The 23,889-nt window shown below is 75.2% G+C and carries 24 protein-coding genes and 1 pseudogene; 9 read left to right on the top strand and 16 right to left on the bottom strand.

What is annotated here, in order from left to right:
- Positions 1-81: 81 nt before the first annotated feature.
- The 4 genes from AC07DW_RS12100 to AC07DW_RS12085 all read right to left on the bottom strand — a co-directional run bounded on the left by AC07DW_RS12100 (position 82) and on the right by AC07DW_RS12085 (position 2,790).
- Positions 82-1,068 (bottom strand): NAD-dependent epimerase/dehydratase family protein, encoded by a 987-nt coding sequence (locus tag AC07DW_RS12100; RefSeq protein ID WP_478857546.1) that lies wholly within the window; start codon positions 1,066-1,068, stop codon positions 82-84.
- Complete coding sequence (locus AC07DW_RS12095) at positions 1,056-1,286, bottom strand: hypothetical protein (RefSeq protein WP_478857715.1); 231 nt, start codon at positions 1,284-1,286, stop codon at positions 1,056-1,058. Before AC07DW_RS12095 ends, AC07DW_RS12100 begins: the two co-directional genes overlap by 13 nt.
- Positions 1,287-1,293: 7 nt before the next feature.
- Positions 1,294-1,758, bottom strand: a complete 465-nt coding sequence (locus AC07DW_RS12090) for a hypothetical protein (RefSeq protein WP_478857545.1) — start codon at positions 1,756-1,758, stop codon at positions 1,294-1,296.
- Between the two features lie 207 nt (positions 1,759-1,965).
- Positions 1,966-2,790: an ATP-grasp domain-containing protein gene (locus tag AC07DW_RS12085; RefSeq protein ID WP_478857544.1), complete on the bottom strand. Its 825-nt coding sequence runs from the start codon at positions 2,788-2,790 to the stop codon at positions 1,966-1,968.
- A gap of 633 nt (positions 2,791-3,423) precedes the next feature.
- Between AC07DW_RS12085 and AC07DW_RS12080 the strand changes: the two genes are divergently transcribed.
- Positions 3,424-5,028 carry an FAD-dependent monooxygenase gene (locus AC07DW_RS12080; protein WP_478857543.1) on the top strand — a complete coding sequence of 535 codons (1,605 nt, stop codon included), beginning with the start codon at positions 3,424-3,426 and terminating at the stop codon, positions 5,026-5,028.
- Here the strand turns inward: AC07DW_RS12080 and AC07DW_RS12075 are convergent.
- Positions 5,013-5,699 (bottom strand): ScbR family autoregulator-binding transcription factor, encoded by a 687-nt coding sequence (locus AC07DW_RS12075; protein WP_478857542.1) that lies wholly within the window; start codon positions 5,697-5,699, stop codon positions 5,013-5,015. The two genes, AC07DW_RS12080 and AC07DW_RS12075, sit on opposite strands and share 16 nt — an antisense overlap.
- Before the next feature lie 352 nt (positions 5,700-6,051).
- Positions 6,052-6,975, bottom strand: a complete 924-nt coding sequence (locus tag AC07DW_RS12070) for a ScbA/BarX family gamma-butyrolactone biosynthesis protein (protein ID WP_478857541.1) — start codon at positions 6,973-6,975, stop codon at positions 6,052-6,054.
- A gap of 350 nt (positions 6,976-7,325) precedes the next feature.
- On the opposite strand from AC07DW_RS12070, the gene AC07DW_RS12065 reads away from it, so the two are divergent.
- Positions 7,326-8,258, top strand: a complete 933-nt coding sequence (locus AC07DW_RS12065) for a TauD/TfdA family dioxygenase (protein WP_478857540.1) — start codon at positions 7,326-7,328, stop codon at positions 8,256-8,258.
- Positions 8,259-8,390: 132 nt separating this feature from the next.
- A complete protein-coding gene (locus AC07DW_RS12060; protein WP_478857539.1) occupies positions 8,391-9,056 on the top strand; it encodes a lysophospholipid acyltransferase family protein in 666 nt (221 codons plus the stop codon).
- Positions 9,057-9,122: 66 nt separating this feature from the next.
- On the opposite strand, the gene AC07DW_RS12055 is transcribed toward AC07DW_RS12060, so the two are convergent.
- Positions 9,123-9,410, bottom strand: a complete 288-nt coding sequence (locus tag AC07DW_RS12055) for a hypothetical protein (protein ID WP_478857538.1) — start codon at positions 9,408-9,410, stop codon at positions 9,123-9,125.
- 102 nt (positions 9,411-9,512) lie between these two features.
- Positions 9,513-9,803, bottom strand: coding sequence for a hypothetical protein (locus AC07DW_RS12050; RefSeq protein ID WP_478857537.1), 291 nt, complete (start codon positions 9,801-9,803; stop codon positions 9,513-9,515).
- A 413-nt stretch (positions 9,804-10,216) separates the two neighbouring features.
- Between AC07DW_RS12050 and AC07DW_RS12045 the strand changes: the two genes are divergently transcribed.
- Positions 10,217-10,549 (top strand): STAS domain-containing protein, encoded by a 333-nt coding sequence (locus AC07DW_RS12045; protein ID WP_478857536.1) that lies wholly within the window; start codon positions 10,217-10,219, stop codon positions 10,547-10,549.
- Between the two features lie 48 nt (positions 10,550-10,597).
- On the opposite strand, the gene AC07DW_RS12040 is transcribed toward AC07DW_RS12045, so the two are convergent.
- On the bottom strand, positions 10,598-11,485 hold the full coding sequence (locus tag AC07DW_RS12040; protein WP_478857535.1) for an SDR family oxidoreductase: 888 nt from the start codon (positions 11,483-11,485) through the stop codon (positions 10,598-10,600).
- A gap of 230 nt (positions 11,486-11,715) precedes the next feature.
- On the opposite strand from AC07DW_RS12040, the pseudogene AC07DW_RS12035 reads away from it, so the two are divergent.
- Positions 11,716-12,290: pseudogene (locus tag AC07DW_RS12035) on the top strand (SGNH/GDSL hydrolase family protein).
- Between the two features lie 75 nt (positions 12,291-12,365).
- Here AC07DW_RS12035 and AC07DW_RS12030 read toward each other — a convergent pair.
- From AC07DW_RS12030 to AC07DW_RS12010, 5 genes are all read right to left on the bottom strand, one after another.
- Positions 12,366-12,617: a hypothetical protein gene (locus tag AC07DW_RS12030; RefSeq protein ID WP_478857534.1), complete on the bottom strand. Its 252-nt coding sequence runs from the start codon at positions 12,615-12,617 to the stop codon at positions 12,366-12,368.
- 5 nt (positions 12,618-12,622) lie between these two features.
- Positions 12,623-12,823, bottom strand: coding sequence for a hypothetical protein (locus tag AC07DW_RS12025; RefSeq protein ID WP_478857533.1), 201 nt, complete (start codon positions 12,821-12,823; stop codon positions 12,623-12,625).
- A gap of 275 nt (positions 12,824-13,098) precedes the next feature.
- Positions 13,099-14,712 carry an adenosine deaminase family protein gene (locus AC07DW_RS12020; RefSeq protein ID WP_478857532.1) on the bottom strand — a complete coding sequence of 538 codons (1,614 nt, stop codon included), beginning with the start codon at positions 14,710-14,712 and terminating at the stop codon, positions 13,099-13,101.
- Positions 14,713-14,816: 104 nt separating this feature from the next.
- Complete coding sequence (aspA, locus tag AC07DW_RS12015; protein ID WP_478857531.1) at positions 14,817-16,238, bottom strand: aspartate ammonia-lyase; 1,422 nt, start codon at positions 16,236-16,238, stop codon at positions 14,817-14,819.
- 209 nt (positions 16,239-16,447) lie between these two features.
- Entirely contained in the window at positions 16,448-17,452 is a 1,005-nt protein-coding gene (locus tag AC07DW_RS12010; protein WP_478857530.1) for an asparaginase, read from the bottom strand.
- A 158-nt stretch (positions 17,453-17,610) separates the two neighbouring features.
- Between AC07DW_RS12010 and AC07DW_RS12005 the strand changes: the two genes are divergently transcribed.
- Positions 17,611-18,066: an Lrp/AsnC family transcriptional regulator gene (locus AC07DW_RS12005; protein ID WP_478857529.1), complete on the top strand. Its 456-nt coding sequence runs from the start codon at positions 17,611-17,613 to the stop codon at positions 18,064-18,066.
- 99 nt (positions 18,067-18,165) lie between these two features.
- Here the strand turns inward: AC07DW_RS12005 and AC07DW_RS12000 are convergent, their stop codons facing one another.
- Positions 18,166-21,204 carry a CHAT domain-containing protein gene (locus AC07DW_RS12000; RefSeq protein WP_478857528.1) on the bottom strand — a complete coding sequence of 1,013 codons (3,039 nt, stop codon included), beginning with the start codon at positions 21,202-21,204 and terminating at the stop codon, positions 18,166-18,168.
- Positions 21,205-21,303: 99 nt separating this feature from the next.
- Between AC07DW_RS12000 and AC07DW_RS11995 the strand changes: the two genes are divergently transcribed.
- The 3 genes from AC07DW_RS11995 to AC07DW_RS11985 all read left to right on the top strand — a co-directional run bounded on the left by AC07DW_RS11995 (position 21,304) and on the right by AC07DW_RS11985 (position 22,980).
- Positions 21,304-21,654 carry a hypothetical protein gene (locus AC07DW_RS11995; protein WP_478857527.1) on the top strand — a complete coding sequence of 117 codons (351 nt, stop codon included), beginning with the start codon at positions 21,304-21,306 and terminating at the stop codon, positions 21,652-21,654.
- Positions 21,651-22,508: a hypothetical protein gene (locus AC07DW_RS11990; RefSeq protein ID WP_478857526.1), complete on the top strand. Its 858-nt coding sequence runs from the start codon at positions 21,651-21,653 to the stop codon at positions 22,506-22,508. The genes AC07DW_RS11995 and AC07DW_RS11990 overlap by 4 nt, the downstream gene beginning before the upstream one ends.
- 112 nt (positions 22,509-22,620) lie before the next feature.
- Positions 22,621-22,980, top strand: a complete 360-nt coding sequence (locus AC07DW_RS11985; protein ID WP_478857525.1) for a hypothetical protein — start codon at positions 22,621-22,623, stop codon at positions 22,978-22,980.
- A gap of 83 nt (positions 22,981-23,063) precedes the next feature.
- Here the strand turns inward: AC07DW_RS11985 and AC07DW_RS11980 are convergent, their stop codons facing one another.
- Entirely contained in the window at positions 23,064-23,861 is a 798-nt protein-coding gene (locus AC07DW_RS11980) for an inositol monophosphatase family protein (RefSeq protein WP_478857524.1), read from the bottom strand.
- Positions 23,862-23,889: the final 28 nt, after the last annotated feature.

The raw sequence follows: 23,889 nt of genomic DNA, 5'->3' as shown, positions 1-23,889 counted from the left end.
GAAGGAGCCCCGCCTCACCGCGCCGCCGGACGCCGCACCGGCGTCGGGGAGCGGCTGGGCCCCGGCGCGGGGAAGCGGCCGTCAGAGCAGGGCGTCCAGCAACTCGCGCTCCCGCCCGGCGCTGAGGCCCGCCCGCCGGGGCCGGTCCAGGCCCTCCGCCCGCTCCCAGAGCAGCGTGTCGGCCAGCAGCTCCGCCCGGGGACGGTGCCGGAGCCCAGCGGCGCGGGCGGCCGAGCCGCTACGGGCGGACCAGCCCTCCGAACCCGGCTCCACGAGCCACAGCGGCAGCGACTCGGCACCCATGTACTGCGCAACGCCCCGCGCGAGCAGCCACGCCGCGTCGGCGGTGACCACCGGGCCGGTGTGCCCGCCGGCGGCGCGCGACAGCGCGATCCACTCCTCGAACGGAACGACCGGGCCCACGGCGTCGTACGTGCCGGCCCGCCCCTCCGTCGCGGCGTCGAGCAGCCAGGAGGTGAGGTCCCGCACGTCGACCACCTGGGTCGGCAGGCCGGGCGCGTCGGGCACCAGCATGGACCCCCGGCGGTCGCGCGCGGCGCGGGCCACCCAGTAGCCGGAGCGCCCGCTGTGGTCTCCCGGGCCGCCGATGAGACCGGGGCGCGTGATCAGGAGACGGTCGCCCACGGCGCGGCTCGACGCCTCCTCGCAGGCCGCCTTCGCCTCGCCGTACGCCGTGCGGTCGACCTCGTCGCGGTCGGTCGGCGCGAGGAGGGCCGCCGACTCGTCGGCACCCCGCGCGGCGTGCGAGGCGTAGACGTTGATGGACGAGACGTACGTCCAGTGCCGGGCCCTGCCGGCGAGCGCGCGGAGCGCCCCGCGCACGAACCCCGGCTGCCACGACACCTCGACCACCGCGTCCCAGTCACGGTCGAGGAGCGGCGCGTACGCCGAGGCCTCGCGCCGATCGGCGGCGACCAGCCGCGCCCCGTCCGCGACACGTCCGCTCTCGCCGCGGGCCAGGCACGTCACCCGGTGGCCGCGTCCCACCGCCTGTCGCGCCAACTCCCTGCCCAGCCAGGCCGTTCCACCCAGTATCAGTATCTCCATCCGGCCAGCCAACCACCGTGCGCGGACGGCTTCCCGGACTCTTCGCCGACAGCAGAGAGGCTCGGACGCGGATCCGCGACCGAGCCGTGCACCACGGGGATTCCGCTGCTGCGCACGGAGGCCGGCACATTGGCGTCCGGGAGCACGGCGCGGACGACCTGCTCGGCCTCGGCCATGAGCTCCGCGGGCGTCCGGTAGCTGATGCTGAGCGAGGCCACGGCGCGGTCAGCCGTACGCCCGGTGGCAGAGGCTGACGATGGAGGGGTCCGCCACACCGTGCGACGCGCGGCACACGTCCCGCATGCTGACGGACCGGCGCGGCAGCGGCCGCCGGGGAGCGGATTCGGCACGGTTCTTGCGGGGCTTCCTCGCCCGCGGCGCGTCGACGGGCCGTTCGTCCCGGGCGGTGGCGCGGCGCTGCCCCGGCGTGTACCGGCGCTGATCCTCGGCGGCGTCCGGCGCCCGCCGTTCGGCCCGGTGCGGCGGCGCGGGTACGGGGCCGGTGCCGGCGAGCTCCTCGCGCGGCGGTGCGGGGCGTGGGGCCGGGGACTCCCGCACGGGGGAGGGGAGCCGGCCGCCCGCGGGCGCGAGGCTCGGACGCGGGGCGGACGGCACGCCCGCGACGGTGGTGCACCCGGACAGAAGCAGCAGGGCGGTGAGGACGGGCGGGGCGATCGAGCGAAGGCGCATCCCCCCACGGTGCCCTGAGCCCGCGGGGCCGCGCACGGGACCCGCCCGGCAACCACCGTGACGGGTGACGGCACCGGATTGTCCGATGTACGAGGCCGTCCCGACGCGGCGCGTCGACCCGGCACGGGAGCCCGGTGCGCTCGTGGGCCGGGCCCGCGGGCGGGGCGCTTGTGCGGCGTCTCGGCGCTCGCCGACGGAAGCGCTGCTTCACCTGCCCAGGAACCGGTGGAGGGAGGACGTCATGGCGGTGACGAACGCGTCTCGGGTCCGGTCGTCGACCAGGTCGAGGGACAAGTAGGGGTTGAGGTCCTCCAGTTCGACCAGGAGCAGGTCGCCTTCCGGGGTGCGGCAGGCGTCCACGCGCTGGATCCCGTGGCCGAGGGTGTTCCAGTCGATGAAGCGCCGGGCGAAGGAGAGGTCGGCCTCCGTCGGCGCGTACGGCTCCAGCTCCCAGCGCCGCGTGGGGTCGGGGGCGTGGAGGGCGTACTGGAAGGTGTCGTCGACGTAGTAGAACGACACCTCGTAGCGGAAGTCGATCCGGGGCTGGACCAGGACCTCGCCGTGGGCGACCCCGTCGAGTCCGTCCCGGGGCACGAAGCGGAGGCCGATGGAGTCCGCCCCGGCCTTCGGCTTGACCACGTACTGGCCGGCCTCGGGCAGGAGCCCGAGGTCCTGGGGACGGTCGACGGTGGGGATGACCGGGTAACCGGCTCGGGTCAGGTCCAGCAGGTACTGCTTGCCGGCCATGTCGGCCCGGCCGGTCAGTGGGTTGTAGACACGGGTGCCGTGCGCCGTCGCGCGCTCACGGAAGGTGTCGTACTGCGCCTGGTAGTGCAGTACGGGCCCGCTGTTCCGGACCACGACGACGTCGAAGCGGTCCATGAGGGCGGCGGCGTCGAGCGGGTGGCACAGGGCGATGTCGAAGTCCGCGCGGAGGCGGGAGGACAGGAGGATGTCCTCGTCGCAGTAGCGCCGCCCCCGGGCCGGGTAGGCCAGATCGGTCACGTACAGCAGGCCGGGGCGGGCGGGCATGGCTGGTCTCCTCGGTCGGTGGGACACCCATGGTGCCAGCCGGGCGGACGCGGTCCCGAGGTGGCCCGGACGCGGTCCGGCGGGCGGCGGGGCGGGGGCGGCCTCAGCCGTGCTCGCCCTCGATCAGGACCCGTACCAACGCCAGGGCGACGAGCGGGAGGTAGAGGTCTCCCCCGACACGACGAGGCCGAGGAGCACCCACACGGTGATCGCGCCGGCGAGCGCACCGCAACAGGATTTGTTCACGCGCCCGTCCCCGGGGCGCTCCCGCCGGCGGGAGCGGTACGGGCGGCGGCCCGGAGAGCCGGGACGGGACAGGCGCCGCACCGCGGGTACGGAGGACGGGGAACTCGCGCACGGTCGTGCCCTTCCGCGTGAACGACGTGACGCCGCTCGACACGCCGTACGACGGGAGGCCGGTTCCCCGACGCCGCGGGGGACCGCCCAGGGAGGCCGGCCGACTGGAAACCGCTCAAGGAGGCCGCCGGTCAGGCCCGCGACCGGCCCGGAGGGCGACGCCCGACGGCCGCGCCGTACCGCCCGCCACCCCCTCCCCGCCGCGATGCGCGCCGCGGCCGCGTACGTACCATCCGGTCAGCAGGCGTTGGCGGTGGCAGGGGAGGCGGTTCCGCGATGGTTCATCCGGCAGAGGCACGGGCAGGGGCGCGGGTGCTGGTGGTCGGGGGCGGACCGGTCGGCATGCTGCTCGCCGCCGAACTGGCCGCCCTGGGGACCGATGTCGTCCTGGTGGAACACCGCACGACGACGTCCGAACGGCCGAAGGCGACGACGCTGCACGCCCGGACCGCCCAGTGCCTGGTTCGCCGCGGGCACCTGCCGGACCACCTCGCGCGCACGGGCGGCGACGGGAACACCATGCCCTTCCACTTCGCGGGCATACCGGGCCTGGTCATCAGCGCACCGCCCACCGAACCGCACCCCGTCCTGAAGGTGCCCCAGGCGGAACTGGAGCGCCACTTCGAAGGGCGGGCACGGGCCGCCGGCGCCCGCGTCCTGCGCGGCCACCAGGTGGTGGGCCTCGACCGGACGCCCGAGGGCGTACGGGTGGAGGCCCAGGGGCCGGGGGGAACCGTGACCCTGCACGGGCGGTACGCGGTCGGCGCCGACGGCGCCCGCAGCACCGTCCGCCGCCTCGCCGGCATCGAGTCCGACACGTGGCCGGCGACCGCGACCGCGCTCATGGGGCAGGTCCGCCTGCGCGGCGAGCACGCCCACCTGCTCCCGCCCGGCTGGCACCGCACCCCGCGCGGGTGGCTCGTCGTCAAGGAGGCCCCCGACGGCGGCACGCACCTGCGCACCCTGAACTGCGACCGGCCCCCGGCCGGCCGCGAACAGCCCGTCACCCTCACCGAACTGAGCCGGGAAGCCTCGTACATCGCCGGGCGCGACATCGCCATGAGCGACGGCCGGTGGCTCAGCAGGTTCAGCGACTTCACCCGGCTGGCCCGGACGTTCCGGGCCGGCCCGGTCTTCCTCGCCGGCGACGCGGCGCACGTGCACTTCCCGGTGGGCGGCCAGGGGCTCAGCACCGGGCTGCTCGACGCGGTCGGCCTCGGCTGGAAGCTCGCCCTCGCGGCGGCGGGCGACGCGGGGGACGACCTGCTCGACACGTACGACGAAGAGCGCCGCCCCGCGGCCCGGCGGGTCGTCGACAACACCCGGGCCCAGGTGGCGCTGATGCGCCCCGATCCCGCCCTGGACCCGTTGCGGGACCTGATCGCCGGCATGCTCGCGTCCGGCGGGGACAGAGGCGGGCACGGGATCCGGGGCGGGGACGTGGGCCGGGCCGGCGACGACTTCGGCCTGATGATCAGCGCCCAGGACACCGTGCTGCCCACGCGTTCGCCGTCGTCCTGCTGGGAGGGCACCTTCCTGCGGAACGTCGCCCTGGACTCGGCCGACGGGCCGACGGACGTGATCGGCCTGCTGCGCGAGGGCAGGCCGCTCCTGTTGCTCCTCGGCGAGGACGGCGAACGTCATCTCGGCGTCGCGCGGCCCTGGGCGCACCGTCTGCGGGTGGTCCGCTGCGCGCCGGTGCGGGACCTGCCGTGCGAGGCGCTGCTCGTACGGCCCGACGGGTACGTCGGCTGGGCGCCGGACGGCGGACGGCTCGACACCGTCCTGGCCGGCTACTTCGGCGGGGACGGTGGCGGGAGCGGGGGGCGGAACACCCCGGCGGCCGTGGCGACGGCCGGGCCCGGTCAGCCGACGGGCTGACGTTCCAGCCGTCCGGCGGGGGAATCCGCAGCGGAAGCGGCGTCCAGCTCGGACAGGACGACGGCCCCCCTGGTATGCGACAGGTCGATGGAGGCGAGGACCGAGGACAGCACCACGGTGGGCAGCATGTGGCGAAGGAGGGCGCACACCCGGTCGGGCAGGTCCTGGTAGTCGCTGATGGCCTGGGACATCGCCTGGACGCCGGCGAAACTGCCCACGAGTACCTCGGCGGACTCGGTCGGGACCACGTGGGGGAGCAGTTCGCCCTGGGTCCGGGCGTCGTCGAGGAGTTGCTCCAGGACCTGCACCCAGCGCAGGAACGGCCCCGAGCGGTCGAGGTCCTGCGCCTGCTGGTCCAGCGACAGCCGGACCCCGGCGCGCACCATGGGGTCGGTCCGGAGGCGGTGGGCGTGCAGCATCACGACGTCCACCAGTTCCTGCGTCCGGCAGGGACGGCGGGGTACGACCAGCCGCTGGTCCTGCTCGGCGAGCACTCCCTGCGCCAGATCGTCCTTCGACTCGAAGTGGAAGTACAGGGCGCCCTTGGTGACTCCGGCCGCGGTGAGGATCTCGGAGATCGTGGCCGCCTGGTACCCCCGCTGCTCGAACACCTTGGCCGCCGCGGACAGAATCGTCTGGCGCGTACGGATGGCTCGGTCCTGCTTCGCCACTCTCGCCTCCTCCACGGGCTCTCGGGACGTGCGGTCCACCAATAACAAACCGCTGGGTCTGTATCTTACCGCTGCCCTCGGTATGTGAACGTGGTACCACTTTCCCCCGGCGACCGGAATGGCTGGAATCCGCTGCTGTCACGGCCCCGGTTTCCCCGGCCCCGGCGTGCCCGCCCGGCTTGTCCGGCCGCGACCGGGCGACCGGCCGACGGTCGGGAGGGGGAGGGAGGGGCCGGAGCGACGAGCCGGTGCCGAAGGGGCCGCAGGCCGCGCCCCGAGGCCCTGGGGGCGGCGGAGCCCTTGGCGCCACCGGCGTACGGGCGGGTGGGCGCGGCCCCCGGGGCCCGCCGGATCAGACCGGACGGGGCGAGGCCGTCACGGTCGAGGAGAAGACCGGGCGCCCTTCCTGACTGCCGGTCACCAGGACCGCTTCGCGGCCGCCCCCCGCCCCGGGCAGGAGGGTGGCCTCGACCGCGCAGGGCGCGTTCAGCTCCGCGAACCGCGTGAAATGGCTGGTGATCGCGACCGGGAGCATCTCGCCGTCACCCAGGACGGACGCTGCCGCCTGACGCGCGGCCTCCAGCAGGACCATGCCCGGGACGTGGTCGACGGGATGGTCGAACAGCACGTGGTGGCGGCTGTCGACGCGCAGGTGCCAGCGGTTCTCCTCGCCGATGGGGGAGAGCACCACGTCCATGGGGGACGTACGTCCCACGCTCTGCGGCGACGCGGGGGCGGTCAGCGGGATCGCGGGCCGCCCGTCGTCCGGCCCGCGCCCCGCCCGGAGCCGCCGGTAGACGGCGGGGGAGGTGCAGGTGTACGAGGCGCCGCCGGTCACGGCGACCTGGCCGTCGCGCCGGACCACCGCCGTGTAGCGCAGTCCGGTGAGGCTGCCGCCCCGCTGCTTGACCTCGGTGCAGTCGACGTCGATGTCGAGCGCGGCGGGGGCGCCGCCGACCAGGAGGTGCTCCTGCTCGGCGGCGTACTCCAGGTCCCACATCAGGAAGTGGTGGCCGAAGGGAACGCCGAACTCCGCGTGGGCCAGGAGCGAGCCGACCTGGCGGATCGTTTCCGCGGCGAGCAGCGGGTCGTGGTGCCCGCGTATCGGACTGAAGAAGCTGTGCCCGCGCGGCCACTGGGCCGTGACGTCGAAGCGGGTGTCGCTCCTGCGGCGCCAGTCGGTGAGCATCACCTCGGCCACGGCGGCCCGGTGCACGAACTCCTTGGGCACCGTGGTGGTCAGGGTGGGGAAGCGGAAGGCGGGCGGGCAGCGCATCGGATCTTCACGGCCCCCGACCGGTGCGGTGCTCAGAGGGTCTTCCGTCCGATACGCGCTCGTAGCCATGACTCCCCTCGAATGCAAGGTACTTGACGGGCGACACGCCCGCAGCTCCCGCCCGAAGATACATACCAACCGGTTTAGTTTCCACCCGATCCTTCGCATTGGGCATGTGCTGTGAGTATGCGGCATACCCGGCAGAGACCCAGAAGCCGCCCTCCGTCAGTGACCAGCCTCCCGGACCCGCGCCGGATTTCTCCGCGGACACCGGTTTCCGCCGCGAAGACCACGGGAACGATCCGCAGGCCTGCCCCTTGCCTGCTCCATTGAGCCCCACGGAGGCGGTCATGCCGACAGCCGGAGTCGCTGCCCCCGGCCCCAGGGCCTGGAGCCGGGACACCCTGCGGGAGGACGACTGGCTCCTCACCCTCCCGGTCCCGTGGGCGGACGGGGTGCGGGCCGACCGCGCCGGCGACCGCGCGGACCGGCGTCCGCCGGCCGAGCCCTCGCCCCCGTGGGCCCCGCCGCCGGAGTCGGAGGGGCTGGACGCCCGCCTGGCCCGGCAGTTGGCGGAGGGCCCCGGTTTCGCGGTGGTACGCGGCGGGCCGCTGACCGGCCTGAGCGACGCGCGGTGCCTCGACCTGGCGCACCGGTTCGCCGCGCGGCTCGGCACACCCAGGCCGCCGGACGCCCCCGAGCAGGGCCACGTCCTCGTCACGTCCCGGCTTCCCGCCGGGCATCCGGCGGCCGGCGCGGTACGGGACGGCGTGGACGATCAGGACCTCGCCTTCCACACCGACCGCGCCGGTCCGCCGGGACCGCCCCGTCTCCTCGGGCTGCTGTGCGTCCGGCAGGCCGCACAGGGCGGCACGTCCCTGCTCGCCGACGGCCGTACGGTGCACGACCGGCTGCTCGCACGTCACCCCGCCGTACTGCCGCGCCTGTACCGCGACTTCCACTTCGGGCGCGGGGACGGCTTCGACCGGGTTCACCCCGTCTTCGAGCGCCGTGCGGGATCGGTGCTGACCCGCTACAACCGGTACTGGATCGAACGCGGCCACCGCGAGGCCGGCGAGCCGCTGTCCGGCGACGACCGCGCCGCCCTGGACGCCTTCGACGAGATCCTGGCCGACCCCGGCACGGCGCTGCGGATCCGGCTGCGCCCCGGTGACTTCCTGCTGCTGGACAACACCGCGGTCCTGCACGGCAGAACCGCCTTCACCGACGCCTCCGACGACCCGCCGGGACGACGCTGCCTGGTGCGCGTGTGGGTGGACTGACCCGGTCCGGCCCGCGTACCCCCGGGGCGCCGCCTGGGTACCGGGTGACGGGGAGCTGAGTACGCGTGCTCAGGGAAACGGGGTCCCGGCCGCCGACGATGGGGATCACATCGCCGGAACGGGGAGAACCACATGCTCAGCCGCCTCAGCCAGGCCCTGGTGCCCACCATCGGGCGCCTCACCGTCACCGTCGACACCGGTGCCGACATCGCTCCGGGCAGCATCCTGGCCGCGAACCACACGTCGCTCGCCGACCCGGCCGTCGTGCTCGCCGCGCTCCGCCGGCTCGGCGTCCGGCCGGTCGTCATGGCCGCCGCCGGCCTGTGGCGCATACCGTTCCTCGGCCACGCGCTCTCCCGCGAGGGCCACATCCCCGTGCACCGCCACGACCGGCGTGCCGCGCGGGCCCTCGACCTCGCCGCCGCCGCCCTGGACGAGGGGCGCCCGGTCCTCATCTACGCCGAGGGCGGCATCCCGCCGCGCAAGGACGCCGCCGAAGCCGCGCCGGTCACCTTCCGCAGCGGGCTGGCCCGGCTCGCCGAGCGTACGGGCGCGCCCGTGGTGCCGGTCGGCCAGGCCGGGGCGCGCCGGGTCACCTCGGGGAGCACGGCCAAGCAGCTCGCCGGCCTGGTCACGGCCCCGGTCCGCCGCCCCGGGCTGCACGTCCACGTGGGGGCGCCGCTCACCCTGACCGGCGACCACGCGGTGCGTACGGCTCAGGCGTACGGCGCGGTGACGGCCGCCTGGCGCACGGCGGCCGCCCGCCTCGGCGAACCCGCCGCCGCCCTCGTCGCGTAGCGGTCCGGGCGCCGTGCGCCGTGTGGTGAGCCGGACGCCGTACGACGCCATACGGGGGTGCCGGGGTCACGTCGCGGGAAGGACGCCCTCCTCCCGGGCCACGTACGAGCAGGCCATGGCGGCGGCCGTCATGCCGAGCCGGCCGAGCACCTCGATCGACTCCAGCAGGATCCGGGTGTCGGCCTCCGCCATGGCGGTCCCGCACCGGTCACGCTCGGCCAGCTCCTCGGTGGACGTGGCGGTCCGCAGCGCCGTGACCCGTGCGGCCAGCGTCTCGCGCGCCGCCTCCATCGCGACGATGCCGCGCACCGCGCGGGCGATCGCCTCGTCGTTCATCTCGTTCACGTTGTTCATACCTGCTCTGACGGCGCCCACGCGCCCGCCGTCACCTCCGCCCACCCGGCTGTGAGCAACTGCACCACCCACCGGCAACCCCCCGCCGCGAGCCACGGTCCCTCACGCGCCGGCGCCGTGAAGAGGCCGAGTCACGCCCCACGCCGCCCGGAACCGGCCGAGCAGGAGCCGGGCACCGGCCGCCGGCGAGACGGCCGGCTCCAGGCGCCCCTCCGCCGGCCGTCGCGGCAACCCGTGGTGTCCCGCGTCCGCGAAGGTGGGCTGTTCGGGGAACGTCTCCCTGTCGGCGAACAACTCCGGAAGCGTGAGGACGTGGTCGGTGTGGGCGCCCGGTTCCGCCCACGTCCGGTGCGCGCCCTGCGCCGGGCGGGCACGGGGTGCGCCGGTGGGCACCGGTCATTCCATCCGATTAGTGGCGTGGGCCCGTCAACGGCGCGTCACATGGTGCCCGCGCGGAGAGGTTGGTGATGAGGGCGTTACGCCTGCATCAGCGGCTCGCTCCCGTTCCGTACGGGGCTTCTGGTCCGGCCGTCGGGGACGGGCGCACTGTTCCTCGCGGCACGGCGATTCTCGCCGATCGCCGAACCGATCCTCCCGTAGCGGAATCACGCGCGCGGCCCGCCCATGAGGCACCGGGACGGTGCGCCGGCCGCGCTCCGTCAGTCGTCCGCGCGTGCCGCCGGGCACGCCTGGCCGCAAAGGGTGAGGAAGCGCATGCGAGAGGGCTACTCGCGGAAGCCATCTACCGGTGGACGCCGCGCCGCACCCCGGCCGGCCGGTGTCGGCGACGAAGAGGGATGCGGCAGATGAGAGCGTACGTGCAGGCACTGCCGGACGAGGACGGCACCAGGATCATCCTGTGCGCCGGCGAGTTCGACGTCGCCACTTCCGTCCTGCTCGACGCGGCGCTCGCCACGGCGGCCGACAACACCGCGGTGACACGCACGGTCGTCGACCTCAGCCAAGTGTCCTTCGGCGACTCCACGTTGCTCAACGCCCTCGTCAAAGGACACCGCACCCAGCGTCTCGTCGTCGCCGGTCCGCTGTCCCCGAAGCTGTGGCGCGTCCTGACGCTCAGCGGTCTGGACACCGCGTTGCGTATCGCCCCCGACCTGCGGTCCACGGCCGAGAACGGGTGACCCGGGCGGCCCGCCACCGGCCCATGGGCGCGTCGGCCTGCCGGCGCGTCAGGGAGAGGGGCGCGGCGCCGGTGCGTCGGCGAGACCGCCGGGGCCCAGAAGACCCGTGGGCTCGAACGGCCGGGCCGCGGCGAGCCGGGGAAGTTCCCTGCGGGACAGCGCCGTGACCACGGGCGGCATGGCGGCCCGCACCAGCTGCGTCGCCCGCATCCAGGACGGTACGTAGACGGTGGGACGACGCCGCTCCACCGCGCGGACCAGCCGTCCGGCCACATGGGCGACGGGATGGACCTTGCGGGCGGGCGGTGGCATGTGGCCACGCAGCTCCCGCAGGACCGCGTGCGCGTCGACGTCGCGGATCATGTCGGTGTCCGTCCAGTTGATGTAGGCGATGCCCACTGCCACCCGGCGGTGGGCGACCTCGGCGCGCAGCGCGTGCGCGAACGACTCGACACCGGCCTTGGACGCGCAGTACGCGCTCATCATCGGCGCGGCCCCGATGGACGCGAGCGACGCGACCTGGAGGAAGTAGCCGCGGGTCTCGAACAGCGCCGCCAGGTGGGCGCGCGCGGTGATGGCACTGCCCACCAGGTTCACCTCGATGACACGGCGCCACGAGGCCGGGTCCGATTCGGCGAACGGCCCGCCCTCCGCCACGCCGGCGTTGGCGACGACCACCGACGGCGGTCCGAGCCGCTCCCTCACCTCGGCGGCGACTTCCGCCATGCGGGCATCGTCCGTGACGTCGACCTCCCAGCAGGCCGACTCGGTCGGCAACCGTTTCCGGACCGCGGCCAGGGCGGCTTCCTCCCGCCCGAGCAGAGCCACCTTGGCGCCGCGCTCGGCCAGCCGCACGGCCAGCCCTTCGCCGAGGCCCCGGGCCGCTCCCGTGACGACGGCGGTGCGGCCGTGGAGCGGCCCCGCTTCCCTTGCCATGTGCCGACTCCCTCAGCCCTGCGGACACCCCTGCCCTGCCACGCTAGGGCCGGCGGCGAGGGTCGGCCCCTCGACACCGCGCCCGGCCGTCACTCCGGGGGCCGGTCCGCCACGGCCCAGTACGCCGAGGTGAGAGGACGTACGCCCGGCGCGGCTCCGCCCGAGCCGAGTATCGGCCAGGCCGTGGCCGGACCGAGGCACGACCACCGCGGTGCGGCCGGTGGGGTGAAATCCGGCACCGCCACCACACCGGCCCCGACACCGCGCCGTGCGGTGCGCCGCGGCCCGGGGCGGGACGTTGCGGCGCAGGCTCGGGCGTTTCCCCCGTGGACCCCACGAACCTGCTGTGCCTGCGGTCCACGGCGAACCACCCGCACGTCATCGCCGCCCGGACGGGCGCCCGGCTGAAGGACGTGACCTGCGGGGCCGCCCGGACCGAGCACTTCGGCGAGTCCCAGTACCCGGGCCTGGCCCCGCAGACGGACGCCGTCTCCGCCGATCCGTCCTGCTTCGCCGAGCTCCCGGTAGCCGCCGGCGACGTGCCCCACCCGCGCGGCACCCAGGCGCATCCGAACGCCGTCATCCAGCGAGCCGCCGAGGAGACCGGGGCCGTTGACGGGGATTTCTCCCAGACGTCCGAGGGCCACGACGCGTGCAGGCATCCGGGACCCGGTGGATCGAGCCGCTGCTGTTCGGGCAGGGCATCGTGCCCCTCCATCCCAACGCCCTCGGGGAAAAGCGCATGGCCGAGCAGGCCATGGCCGTCCTCGGGCTCGGCCGACACACCGCGCTCCTGGAGGGGTGACCTCGGCAGGGCCCGCCGCGCGCGAGGGCCGGGGGCCTGCCCCGCGCCGCCGGCCCGGCCGTGGTGCGGTGACGGTCAGCCGTGGGTGCCGGGGCTGCCCGGGTCGCCCGGCCTCGGACCGGAGCCCAGGTGCCGGCGGGGCGCCGGCCGCCGACGCGGTTCCGGTGCGCCGGTAGCGGTCGGCGGTTCGGCCGCGAGTTCGGCGACGGTACGGCCGCGCCGGGCACGGCCCGCGTCGGGCTCGGGGTCCGGCACGGGAGCGGAGTCGGGTGCGGAGTCGGGGTCGGGGCGGGGACCGGGGCCCAGCGGGCGGCGCGTCGTCGTCACCCGCGTCAGTCTGGCAGGGTGTGGGCGTCGAGCACGCCCCGGTCCCGCAGCTCGTCCAGGTCGGGCAGGTGCAGGTGCCGCAGCGGGCCGGTGTCGAGATCCGCCTGAGCGGCGACGACACGGCGCCGGGCCGGGTCGCCCGGACCGGGGGCCCGGGCGGACGTGGTGGGGCCGGCTCCGAGGAGGCGGCGTATGCCGGTGGTCACGAACGATGATCGTAAGGCGCCGGGCTACGCGGATCGAAGGGTTATCCGAACCCGTGTGTCGGCGGGCGCGTCGGCTGGTACGGGGAGGAGCGGGCCGGGTGGGGGCAGAGGGCTGCCGCCGTCCCGTACCGCACCGCCCCACCACCGGCGGCCCGTGCGGAGGCCGCGGGGGCGAGGCCCCCGCCGGACCGCGGACGGCCCGCCCGCGCTGCGCCGGGCGCTCGCGGCGGACGTCCTCGGCGGGCTCGGCGCCGGCGCGGAGCACCGAGCCGGGATCACGGCCTGCGCAGGGCGTGCGCGGTGCGTTCGAAGGCGTGGAACGCCACCTCCTGACGCCACTGCACGGCGGCCTTGGCGCTGGAGCGGAGCAGCGCGCGGCACTCGGTACCGGGCGTACCCGCGCCGGGCCGTGCGCCCCGGCACGGAGCGGCCGGGCGGTACCCGTCACGGGTGGGGTTGCCCCGCCACAGGCTGGTGCCGGGGAGGAAGGCGTACTCCAGACTCGCCCGGGCCAAATCCTTCAGCTCGCGGTAGGACAGGTCGTACGTCTCGGCGGCGTACTGGTACTCGTGGCTGATGTCGATGCGCGAGACGCCCGGATCGTCCGTGGCCAGGACCACCGGGACGCCGTGGCGGCGGTAGGTGCCGAAGGGGTGGTCGTGCCCCTTCACGCCGAGGATCTGGGCGTTGCTGGTGAAGGGCACCTCGACGGCGATCTCCCGGGCCGCCATGGCGCGGGCGGTCCGCCGCCAGTCGTCCTCGTGCTCCAGGGCCACCCCGTGGCCGATCCGTTCGGCACGGGCCACGCCGACCGCCTCGCCGATGTGGAAGGTCAGGTCCCCGGGCGCGACCAGACCCGGCCACAGCTCGCCCGCGTGCAGGGTGAGGTGAGCGCGCGGGTACAGCCCGCGCAGGTGGGCCAGCATCCGCATGTGCAGGCGGTAGCCGGCCGTCGCGGCACGGGCGTCCTCGGGCTGGACGAGGTTGACCGCCACGAACCGGGGGTCACGCTCGGCCAGGCGCATCCCCAGCGCCATCTGCGTGAACACCCGCTCCGCGGCACCCAGCCGGTACACCTGCGAGACGAAGCGCACCGGCAGACCGCAGGCGGGGCGGGCCGCCGGGGTGCCACAGCGCGCCTCGGTGCGGAACTCCCGCTCGGTGGCGTCCGCCTCCCTCCGGGCGAGGGCCACCAGCCGGTCCAGCCGGCCACCGGAGATGAGCCTGCCGTGCAGCCGGGCGGGATCGCTGCCCGTGCCGATCTCGGCCGCGACGCCGTTCGCGGCCTCGGCGGCCGGCGTCACCATCGTCTCCAGGTAGAACTGGTTCTGCGCGGCCGCCTCGTCGGCGACGTGGGCCAGCAGCCTGCCGCGGTGCCGTTCGGCCACCGTCTGGAACTTGTCGAAGGTGGCGAAGAAGTGGTCGTGGCCGTTGCCGTCGGCGGGGAAGTCCTGCATCGACCACGCGCGGACGATGGCCTCGTGGAACGCCTGGTCCCGCCGGGCGTCCGACACGGGGCGGGTGCCCGGGCCGCACGGCGGTGCGACGGCGGTCATGGTCGGCGTATCGACGCATGAGCCGTCCCCGGCGGCCAGTTCGATGAGGTACTCGGTCGCCACCGCCCCCGAAAGGTGGTGGTGCAGGTCCCCGCCCTTGGGCAGCCGCTCGACAAAGCGCCGCAGCAGCCGCGGATCGTGGCGGACGGCCTCGAGGCGGGCGTCCGCGCCCCGCTCACCCGGCGTGGGCGTGCGGAAGGACGTGACCGCCTCGGCGGCCGACCGGGCGGAGGCGGTCCGGTCGGCCCACAGGGGCGCCGAGACGAGGGAGCACAGGCAGGCCAGGGCCAGGAACCCGTGCGGGCGCGGCAGCCGGAAGCGGGGGAGCGTCATGACGGCATGATCGCCGTCAGGCGCGGTCACGTCCGGCACTCGGGGAGTGCGGGGCGCCGCCGTCACCCGATCGGCCGTGGCCGCCGGGGCCGGGTCGCGGTGGGTCAGCGGGCGTGGGGGCGGGCGATGTTGTCGGGGTGGAGGATCGCGCGCAGCCGGTCCTCCGTCAGCAGGCCCCGTTCCAGGACCAGTTCCTGGACGCTGCGGCCGGTGGTCAGCGCCTCCTGGGCGACGGCGGTGGCCTGCTCGTAGCCGATGTGCGGGTTGAGGGCGGTCACGAGGCCGATGGAGTGGGCGACGAGGTGGGCGAGGTGCTCGCGGTTGGCGGTGATGCCGGTGACGCAGCGCCCGGCGAGGGTCAGGCAGCCCGCCCGCAGGTGCGTCAGGCTCTTGAGCAGGCTGTGCGCGATGAGCGGTTCGAAGGCGTTCAACTGGAGCTGCCCGGCCTCGGCCGCCATGGTCACCGCCATGTCGTTGCCGATGACCTCGAACGCGATCTGGTTGACGACCTCGGGGATCACCGGGTTGACCTTGCCGGGCATGATGCTCGAACCGGCCTGCACGGGCGGCAGGTTGATCTCCGCGAACCCGGCGCGCGGCCCGCAGGACAGCAGCCGCAGGTCGTTGCACGTCTTGGACAGCTTGACGGCGATCCGCTTCAGTACGCCCGACAGTTGGACGAACGCGCCGGCGTCCTGGGTGGCCTCGACGAGGTCGTCGGCGACGGTCAGCGGCAGTCCGGTGATCTCGCGCAGGTGACGGGAGGCGCGCGCCGCGTACTCCGGGTGGGCGTTGAGGCCGGTGCCGATGGCGGTACCGCCGAGGTTGATCTCGCGGATCAGCGCGCACGCCTCGGCGAGCCGCTTGCGGTCCTCGTCCAGCATCACCGCGTACGTGGCGAACTCCTGGCCGAGTGTCATCGGCACCGCGTCCTGGAGCTGGGTGCGGCCCATCTTGAGGACGTCGGCGAACTCCTCGGCCTTGGCCGCGAACGCGGCCCGCAGCACCTCCATGGCGTCCAGCAACCGCCGGGCGGTGAGGTCTAGGGCGATCTTCACGGCCGTGGGGTAGACGTCGTTGGTGCTCTGGCCGGCGTTGACGTCCTCGAGCGGGTGCAGCCGCCCGTAGTCGCCCCGCTCGTGCCCGAGGAGCTCCAGCGCCCGGTTGGCGACGACCTCGTTGGCGTTCATGTTGGTCGAGGTTCCGGCGCCGCCCTGGATGACGTCGACGACGAACGCCTCGTGCAGCTTCCCCGCCCGGATCTCCTCGCAGGCGGCGACGATCGCGTCCGCCTTCAGCGGCTCCAGGAGGCCGAGGTCGCGATGGGCGAGGGCGGCGGCCTGCTTGACGCAGGCGAGGGCGGTGACGAGCTCGGGGTGGGCGCTGACGGGGGTGCCGGTGATGGGGAAGTTCTCGACGGCCCGCAGGGTGTGGATGCCGTAGTACGCGTCGGCGGGGACGTCGCGGTCGCCCAGCAGGTCGTGCTCGACGCGGAACGCGGAGGCGGGGGCGGGCGTGGTGGCCATGGTGGCGGTACGGCTTCCTGTGGCGGTGGCGGTGGCGGCGGCGGTGGCTGTGGGCGAGGGCGGTTCGCGGCGGTGGCGGCCGGTGACGGCGGGCGCGGGAGGCGGATGCCCGGGCGGTCGGCGGCGGGCCGGACGCGCGGGAGGCGGACGCGAGGGCGGGGTGCCGGACGCGCGCGTGACGGACGCGCAGGCGGCGGGCGCGCGGCGGGTCAGACCCGGACCGGCTCGGCGGGCACGGGCTCGCCCAGCACCTGGCGCAGGACGCGTACGCGCTCCCCGGCGTCGGTGGTCGCGAGCACGGCGGCGAGGACGGCGATGCGGGCCTGCCCGGCGCGCAGGAGCCCGGTCGGAACGGCGCCCGCGGCGACGAGGTCGACACCGCCGCCGTGCGTGTAGATCTGGGAGACCGGCCCGGAGGGCACACGGGTGGTCAGGGCGACGAGCACGCCCCGGGCGGTGGCCGCCGCGACGGCCGACACGACCTCCGGGGTGGCGTTCCCGGCGCCCGTGGCGACCAGGACGACACCCTGGGCGCCCGCCTCGACGGCGGCGTTCAGCAGGAGCGGGTCGCCGTCGGCGTGGTGCATCACCATGTCGACGCGCACCCGGCCCTCCGGTACGCCGGGCAGGGGCAGCGCGGCCGGCCGCGTCGGCCGGCGCCGTACGGAGACCTTGCCGAACCCGATGTCGCCGAGACGGGCGCGGGACGGGTCGGCGAAGGCGTCTGCGTCGACGGTGTGCGTCTTGACCGTGCCGCGCGCGGCGTGCACCTTGCCGTCGAACGCCACCAGGACCCCGAGGCCACGGATGCGGGCCGCGGTCAGCAGCGCGTCGTGGAGGTTGCGGGGCCCGTCGCCGTCCTCCGCGTCCAGCGGGAGCTGGGCCCCGGTGAACACCACGGGGCGCGGGTCGTCGTGGTACAGGTCGACGAGGAACGCCGACTCCTCCAGGGTGTCGGTGCCGTGCGTGACGACGACGCCGTCCACGTCAGGGTCCGCGAGCACCTCGTGCACGGTCCGCACCAGGGTGAGCTGGTGCGCCGTGGTGAGGCGGGGGCTGTTCACGCTGAACAGGTCGACGAGCTCGATGGCGACGTCCTCGGGCACGGCGGCGGTCGCCATGACCTCCTGGCCGTGCGCGTCGGCGGCGAAGCCGGATCCCTGCCAGCGGCTGGCTATGGTCCCGCCGGTGCTGATGACGACGATCCGCTTCACAGTCCCTTGTCCTCTTCCGTCCACGTCCCGCGCCGCAGCCCCGACACGATCCGACCTGTTCGAACGCAATGATTCGAACGCAATGATAGGAGAGGCCGTGCGCAATCGGATGACCAATATCTGCGCCCCTGACGTCACACGTGGTGGATAATTGCGCCATGGACGACATTGACCGCGCCATCTTGCGTGAGCTCCAGAACGACGGCCGGCTGAGCAACCAGGAGCTGGCCGCCCGCGTGGGGCTGACCCCCTCTCCCTGCATGCGGCGCGTGCGGCAGCTGGAGCAGGACGGGGTCATCCAGGGCTACCGCGCGGTGATCGACCCGGACGCCGTGAACCGGGGCTTCGAGGTCCTGGTGTCGATCGAGGTCAAGCGGGACCGCGCGGTGGTCGAGGAGTTCGAGGCGGCGTTGCGGGAGATCCCGGACGTCATCGAGGCGTACCGCCTGTTCGGCAGCCCCGGCTGCCTGCTGCGCATCGCGGTGGCGGACCTGCGCGCCTACGAGCGTCTGTGGATCGAGAAGCTGACCGCCCTGACCGGCGTCACGGAGGTCAACTCCCAGATCATCATGAAACGCGTCAAGGAGCCGCGCGGCCTGCCCGTCGACGGCTGACCGTCCCCGCGCCGTGCGGGCCGGCGCGGCACGCGAAGCGAGCCCCGCCGGAACCCCCGGGACCGTCGTGCCCGGCGACGGCAGGGGTGAGCCGCGCCTTCACGGGCCGACGTGGACGTACGGCGCCCAGCTCAGCACGGCACGCGGCCGGCGTTTCCGAAGGGTGCGCAGCGCCGCGTGGAGGGCGGTCGCCGGGTCGGGGGCGTCCCGCCGGGCCAGGTGCGCGTGGACCAGGCCGGCGACCTCCGCCGCGAAGGCGTCGTCGATGGACCACAGGGTGCCGACGACGTCGCGGAAGCCCGCGAGTTGCAGCGCGGTGGCGAAGGTGATCGCCTCGTCGGCGAGGACGAGGCCGCCGCGGTGGGTCTCGCAGGCGGACAGGAACGCGAACTCGGCCCGCGCCGGACGGAGGTTGCCGATCGCCCGCAGGCCCAGCGGGCCGTCGTGCAGGACGAGCGCACCGCGCGACGGGCGGGTCAGGTCCTGCTCCCCGTGACAGGCGAAGTGCGCCCAGGAGCAGCGGGACAGGGCGTCCAGCACCGCAGGCGCGGTCGCGGCCGTACCGGTCAGGAACTCGGCGTCCGGGTGCCGCAGGCGCAGGGCCAGCGCCTCCTCCCCGGCCGCCGGGAGCTCCGGCAGGCCGGGGGTGGACGGCATGGACACGATGAGCCCGCGGGCGGGCGCCCCCGCCACCGCACGGCGCCCCCCGCGCGCGTGGAGCAGGGCACGCAGGGTGGGGGTGTACGAGGAGACCACCCGGTCCGGCACGGTGTCGCCGTCGCCGTCCGGCAGCGGGCGCCCCGCGGCGTGCAGCGGCAGCAGGGTGAACAGCCCGGCCGGGCACCACCACAGGCGGGGGCCCCCGGCGTCCGGACCGAGCGGCTCGGTGCGGCCCAGCGCGGTCAGCACCGGCCCGGCCACGGTCTCCCACAGCCAGGACAAGGTGTCGACGACCGTTCCGCGCGCCCTGAACGGCGACTGCCGCTCGCCCAGGGCCTCCGTCAGGGTGACCGTCCGCGCGGCGAGCTGCCGGTCGTCGAGCGCCAGGGGCAGCGCCCGTACGCCATCGCCGGTCAGCAGCAGCGCGGAGCACCCGTACCGGCTCGGGACGAGGAGGACCACGGGGCCCCGTGCGGCGGCGGTGCGCAGAGTGGCGAACTCCGGGGGGCGCAGGAAGCGGGCAAGCCCGGGCAGGGCGCGGATCTCCGCCAGTACGTCCTCCCGGCTCCGGGCCAGGGCAACGCGGCGCTCGCCCGCCCGGCGGCGCTCCCGCACGTCCCCGCCGGCCGCTCCCGAGCGGCCGGGGAGGCCATGGACGCCGTCGGGCAGCCGGTCGAGTTCGTCGAGGACCCGGCGGAGCCGGTCGGCGAGTTCCGGTGCCGCCGCACGCAGCTCGGCGTAATCCGTGCGGCTCTCCATGGCCTGGGCGAGCAGGATGCCGCGGCCCTGTTCCAGGAGCTCCACGGCCCGTTCCGGTTGCCCGGCCCGTAGAGCGACGGCCGCGGCGTCCGTGACCAGGCTCGGGTGGTCGGCGATCAGGCGCTCGCGGTCGTCGCGCTCCAGGCCGCGCCACACCGTCAGCTCCAACTGCCCGATCGCCAGCGCGAAGTGGTCCAGGGCCCCGGTGAAGTCCCCGGTGCCGGCGGCGAGATGCCCGGCGGCGGCAGCGGCCCGGGCGCGGGAGCGCGCCGAGGCGGAGGACACCAGGGACGCGTCCCGCATGGCGCGGAGCGCCGCGCCGCGGTCGCCGGGCGCGCCGGCGGCCTCCGCCCGGTCCGCCAGGGCGAAGCCCAGGTCGGTCAGGGTCACGGCACGTTCCGGATGGTTCTCGGGCAGCAGCGCCTCCGCCGCCCGCAGCGCGTCGACCGCCTCGGTGAGGGCACCGGGCGCCCCGACGTGGGCGGCGTACTGCCGCAGGGACCGGCCGAGCCCCCGCAGGAGGCCCGGCCGCTGGTAGTCGCCGGCCGAGACCGCCGCGACCGCCGCGCGGGCCGCCTCCACCGAGTCGTCCAGGTCCCGCGGGTCCCCCTCGCGGGCGAACCGCTCGCGGAGCGCGCCGGCGAGCAGGTGCAGGCAGCCCGGCCGGTCGGGGTGGCCGTCGCCGACGAGGGAGAGGGCGTCCCGCAGCAGGCGGACGACCAGCCCGTACCTGTCCGCGCCGGCGTCGTCGCCGGCCGGGAGCGGCCCGGGGTGACTCTCCAGCGTGGCGGCGAGGTTCAGCAGCCTGCTGGGCAGGTCCGGATGGTCGCGCGGGGTGCTCCGGGCGGCCTCGAACCGGGCCGACAACGCCTCGTCGACGGCCTCCGCGCGACCGGTGTGCCGGTGATGGTGGCTGAGCGCCGAGCTGAGGTTGGTGAGGAACGCGGCACGGTGCGGATGGTCGTCGGGTGCCGTGTACGCCGCCTCGCGCAGCGCCCGGACCGCCAGGTCGAGGGTGTCGAGGTCCCCGGTGCGCTCGAACCGGCGGATGGCCGTGTGCCCCAGGCCCGAGCAGAACGTCAGGCGGTACGGGTGGCCCTCCGGCACCGCCTGCCCGCCCCTGACGGTCACCGTGAAGGCCCGCTCCAGGCTGTCGGCGTCGCCGGTGTACTCGTACCGTCGGGTGAGGACGTTCCCGAGCGTCACCAGGGCCTCCGCGCACACCACGTCCTGCCGGGGGTTCGCCCGCGCCGACAGCAGACACAGCTCGACGGCGTCGTCGAGCAGCCGCGTGTCCCCGCCCGCCTCCGCCTCCTTCAGCAGACCGATGGCGAGAGCGGTGTACGCGGCCATCTGCGCCGGGTCCAGCCCGCCGCCCGCCGGGGTCCCCAGCGCCGCGTATGCCCCCGAGAGGGCCTCGGGAACGCAGTGCGGGGCCACCGGGTGCACCAGCCGGAAGAGGAACGCGGCGCGCTCGGCGTCGGCCTGCCCGCCGTCGTGCTCGTAGCGGTACCAGTGGAACGTCCCCAGCAGCACGGCGACGTTGAACGCCCGCGCGCCCTCGGCCGCCCCGGCGAGGGGCGACAGCCAGTCCACCGCGTAGTACAGCCGGTCGGCCAGCCGCCGGGCCTCCGGTTCGCGCAGCGACGCCACGTCGCCGCTGGAGGAGAAGGCGTCGAGCCGGTCCTCCATGGCGAAGGTGAGATCCTCGGTGCTCACGGCGCCCCCCGTACGGTGCCCGGAATGCCGGCGAATGCATGACTGGCGGGTACGACGAATGAGACTATTCCGTGCGACGCCGGGGGGAAGGGGGAACGGGTGGAAAGCTCCGCCGTGGACGCGGACGGCCTCAGGTGGTTCTGCGCGGACCTTCCGGAGCTGCGCGAGCAGGCACGACAGGAAGGCTGGGCCGCCGAACTGAGCGGTGTGATCGCGGAGTTGCGCGCCGGCACGCTTTCGGTGCCGGCCGTCCTGGGACGGGTCTGCGACCGCCTGGGCCTGCCGGTGCGGCTTCGGCGGTACGCGCCGGTGCCCGGCCAGGACCCCGCGCCACCGCCGGCCGGCGCGTACACGTGCCCGGGCGGCCGCTGTTCGCGGGTCGAGCGCCGTGAACCCGGCGGACCTCTGCCGGAGTGCGCCGTGTTCGACGAGCCGTTGACGTTCGGATGAACGCCTTCCTGGCCGAGCTGGGCAAGAAGCTCGCCGAACGCTGGGTGAGCCTGCTGGTCGTGCCCGGTGCCCTGTTCGTCGCCCTCGCCGGGGCGGCCTCCGCGCTCGGTCACCGCCACGCCCTCGACGTGCGGATGCTGGGCCGTACGGTCGAGGAGTTCGCCGCCCACTACGACCGCCGCCCGGTACCGGCCGTCCTGCTGTTCGTGGCCGTCCTGGCGGCGGCCGCGGTGGCCGGGCTCCTGGCCCGCGGTCTGGGCGCCGCGGTGGAGCGGGCCTGGCTGGTCTCCGGGCCCGAGTGGCTGACCGGCCGGTTCGTCCGCCGGCGCCGCGACCGCTGGGCGCGTGCCGACGCCGCGGCCGAGCAGGCCGCCGCCGCCGACCGGGCCGCCCTCGCCGACGCGCGCAACGCCATCGCGCTCACCCGGCCCGCCAGGCCGACGTGGATCGGTGACCGGCTGAGGGGCGTGGGTGCCCGGATCCACGCCCAGTACGGTCTCGACCTCCCGTTCGCCTGGACCCGTCTGTGGACGCTGCTGCCGGAAGCCTGCCGCGACGACCTGATCGCGGCGCGCGGGGCGATGACCGGCGCCGCGGCGACGAGCGGCTGGGGCGTGCTCCACCTCTGCCTGGGCGTGCTGTGGTGGCCGGCGGCCCTCGTGGGGGCCGCGCTGATGCTGCTGGGATGGCGGCGCGGCCGGGAAGCCGCGGCAAACCTCGCGGACCTCACCGAGGCGACCGTCGACCTGTACGCCGCCGACCTCGCCCTCGTGCTCGGCGTCCACCTGCCGTCGGGCCACGTCACGCCCGCGGTGGGCAGACAAGTCAGCGAGCGCTTCCGCAAAGGCGCGTGAGTGGAAGGCCCCGCCGGCCCGGGGCAGGCCCAGCCCCGTGCTCGCCGGTACCCAGCCGCGCTGAGTACGCCGACGGATGCGGCCCCGCGCCGGTGCCGCTGGAATGCGGACCATGAACCCTGACGCACCGCGCCGCGTGACCATGCGGCACGTCGCCCACACCGGCGCCGCACTCGCCACGGCGCTGCTGCCGCTGGCCGCGGCGGTACTGCTGGCCAAGGCGATGGCGGGCGATCCCCTGGCGCCCGTGAACACACTGATCACCAACGGCGGGCAGCGCGTCCGGATGTCACCGTCGGAGTGGCGCAGGTGTGGCAGGACGGCGCTGTCCGACTGGAGGGCCGACGGCCGGAACGAGGACGCGCCCGCACGCGGTCGAGCGTGGCGTCGGGAAGGCCGGCGCCGCGTCGGACGTCTGTCATCCGGAAAGCGCCGGACCCGGCCGGGCCACCGCGTCAGGTCGTGGCCGTGAAGTCTCGCCCGGCCCGCGGCGCCCGCACCGGACGCCGCGACCCCCGCCCCTTCGGGCGGACGCCGATACGTGCCGGACACTCCCTAGCCCCGGCCTCCGATCATCGACATCAACAGCCCGTGGGTCTCCGCGTCGGCCGCCACCACGAGTCCCCGGCCGGCGTCTCCCACCGGGGCACCGTCGATCCCGGTGACCACGCAGCCGGCGGCTCGGCACAGGGCGATGCCGGCGGCGAAGTGCACGCTCCCCGACAGGTCACCGCCGTCGGTGACGTACGCGGCGCGCCGGCCGGCCGCCACCCAGGCCAACGCCAGCGTCGTGGAGACGACCCGGGGCCGGAACAGTTCGACGAACTCCGGGTGGGCCAGCAGGTCCACCGCCCGGAACAGCGGAGCGTTCGGGAACGGCGGATCCAGGTTGACGTCCACCAGGCGAGTGGCGGGCGTGGGCGTCAGCCGCGTATCGACTCCCCCGTGCCGCACCCAGGCGCCGTCGCCGTCGGTGAAGAAGGTCTCCCCGCCGAAAGGGTCCGCCACCGCCGCCGCCCCGTCGCGCAGCGCCACGTTGACGGCCACCAGCATGTTCCCGACGGCGTAGTTCAGCGTGCCGCACAGGGGATCCACCAGCCACTGGCGTCCGGCGTCGGCCGCACCCCGCTGTCCGCCCTCCTCGCCGAGCACCGAGTCGTCGGGCCGGGCGGCACCGATGACGCCGAGGATCGTCCTCTCGGCCTCCACATCGGCGGCGGTGGCGAAGTCCCCGGCGCCCTTGTCGATGCGGGCGAGCCGCTGACCGTACATGGCGCGCACCACGTCCGCGCCCGCGCGGGCCGCGGCTGTCGCCACCTCGGCATCATCCGGATACGCGAACGAATTGATCACGCCGTGCAGACTAGCGGGGCGAAACCGG

It is taken from the genome of Streptomyces sp. NPDC045701, from assembly GCF_056432045.1.
Note: the sequence above shows the minus strand (reverse complement) of the source record. Positions and strands in the feature narration are given on the sequence as shown.

What these genes read in the sequence shown, in the direction of transcription:
- AC07DW_RS11990 (WP_478857526.1), top strand. Translation starts at nt 21,651, where the DNA reads ATGAACGCCTTCCTGGCCGAGCTGGGCAAGAAGCTCGCCGAACGCTGG.
- AC07DW_RS12040 (WP_478857535.1), bottom strand. Translation starts at nt 11,485, where the DNA reads ATGGCAAGGGAAGCGGGGCCGCTCCACGGCCGCACCGCCGTCGTCACG.
- AC07DW_RS11985 (WP_478857525.1), top strand. Translation starts at nt 22,621, where the DNA reads ATGAACCCTGACGCACCGCGCCGCGTGACCATGCGGCACGTCGCCCAC.
- AC07DW_RS12085 (WP_478857544.1), bottom strand. Translation starts at nt 2,790, where the DNA reads ATGCCCGCCCGCCCCGGCCTGCTGTACGTGACCGATCTGGCCTACCCG.
- AC07DW_RS12070 (WP_478857541.1), bottom strand. Translation starts at nt 6,975, where the DNA reads ATGCGCTGCCCGCCCGCCTTCCGCTTCCCCACCCTGACCACCACGGTG.
- AC07DW_RS12005 (WP_478857529.1), top strand. Translation starts at nt 17,611, where the DNA reads ATGGACGACATTGACCGCGCCATCTTGCGTGAGCTCCAGAACGACGGC.
- AC07DW_RS12090 (WP_478857545.1), bottom strand. Translation starts at nt 1,758, where the DNA reads ATGCGCCTTCGCTCGATCGCCCCGCCCGTCCTCACCGCCCTGCTGCTT.
- AC07DW_RS12060 (WP_478857539.1), top strand. Translation starts at nt 8,391, where the DNA reads ATGCTCAGCCGCCTCAGCCAGGCCCTGGTGCCCACCATCGGGCGCCTC.
- AC07DW_RS12045 (WP_478857536.1), top strand. Translation starts at nt 10,217, where the DNA reads ATGAGAGCGTACGTGCAGGCACTGCCGGACGAGGACGGCACCAGGATC.
- AC07DW_RS12080 (WP_478857543.1), top strand. Translation starts at nt 3,424, where the DNA reads ATGGTTCATCCGGCAGAGGCACGGGCAGGGGCGCGGGTGCTGGTGGTC.
- AC07DW_RS12100 (WP_478857546.1), bottom strand. Translation starts at nt 1,068, where the DNA reads ATGGAGATACTGATACTGGGTGGAACGGCCTGGCTGGGCAGGGAGTTG.
- AC07DW_RS12020 (WP_478857532.1), bottom strand. Translation starts at nt 14,712, where the DNA reads ATGACGCTCCCCCGCTTCCGGCTGCCGCGCCCGCACGGGTTCCTGGCC.
- aspA (WP_478857531.1), bottom strand. Translation starts at nt 16,238, where the DNA reads ATGGCCACCACGCCCGCCCCCGCCTCCGCGTTCCGCGTCGAGCACGAC.
- AC07DW_RS12065 (WP_478857540.1), top strand. Translation starts at nt 7,326, where the DNA reads ATGCCGACAGCCGGAGTCGCTGCCCCCGGCCCCAGGGCCTGGAGCCGG.
- AC07DW_RS12055 (WP_478857538.1), bottom strand. Translation starts at nt 9,410, where the DNA reads ATGAACAACGTGAACGAGATGAACGACGAGGCGATCGCCCGCGCGGTG.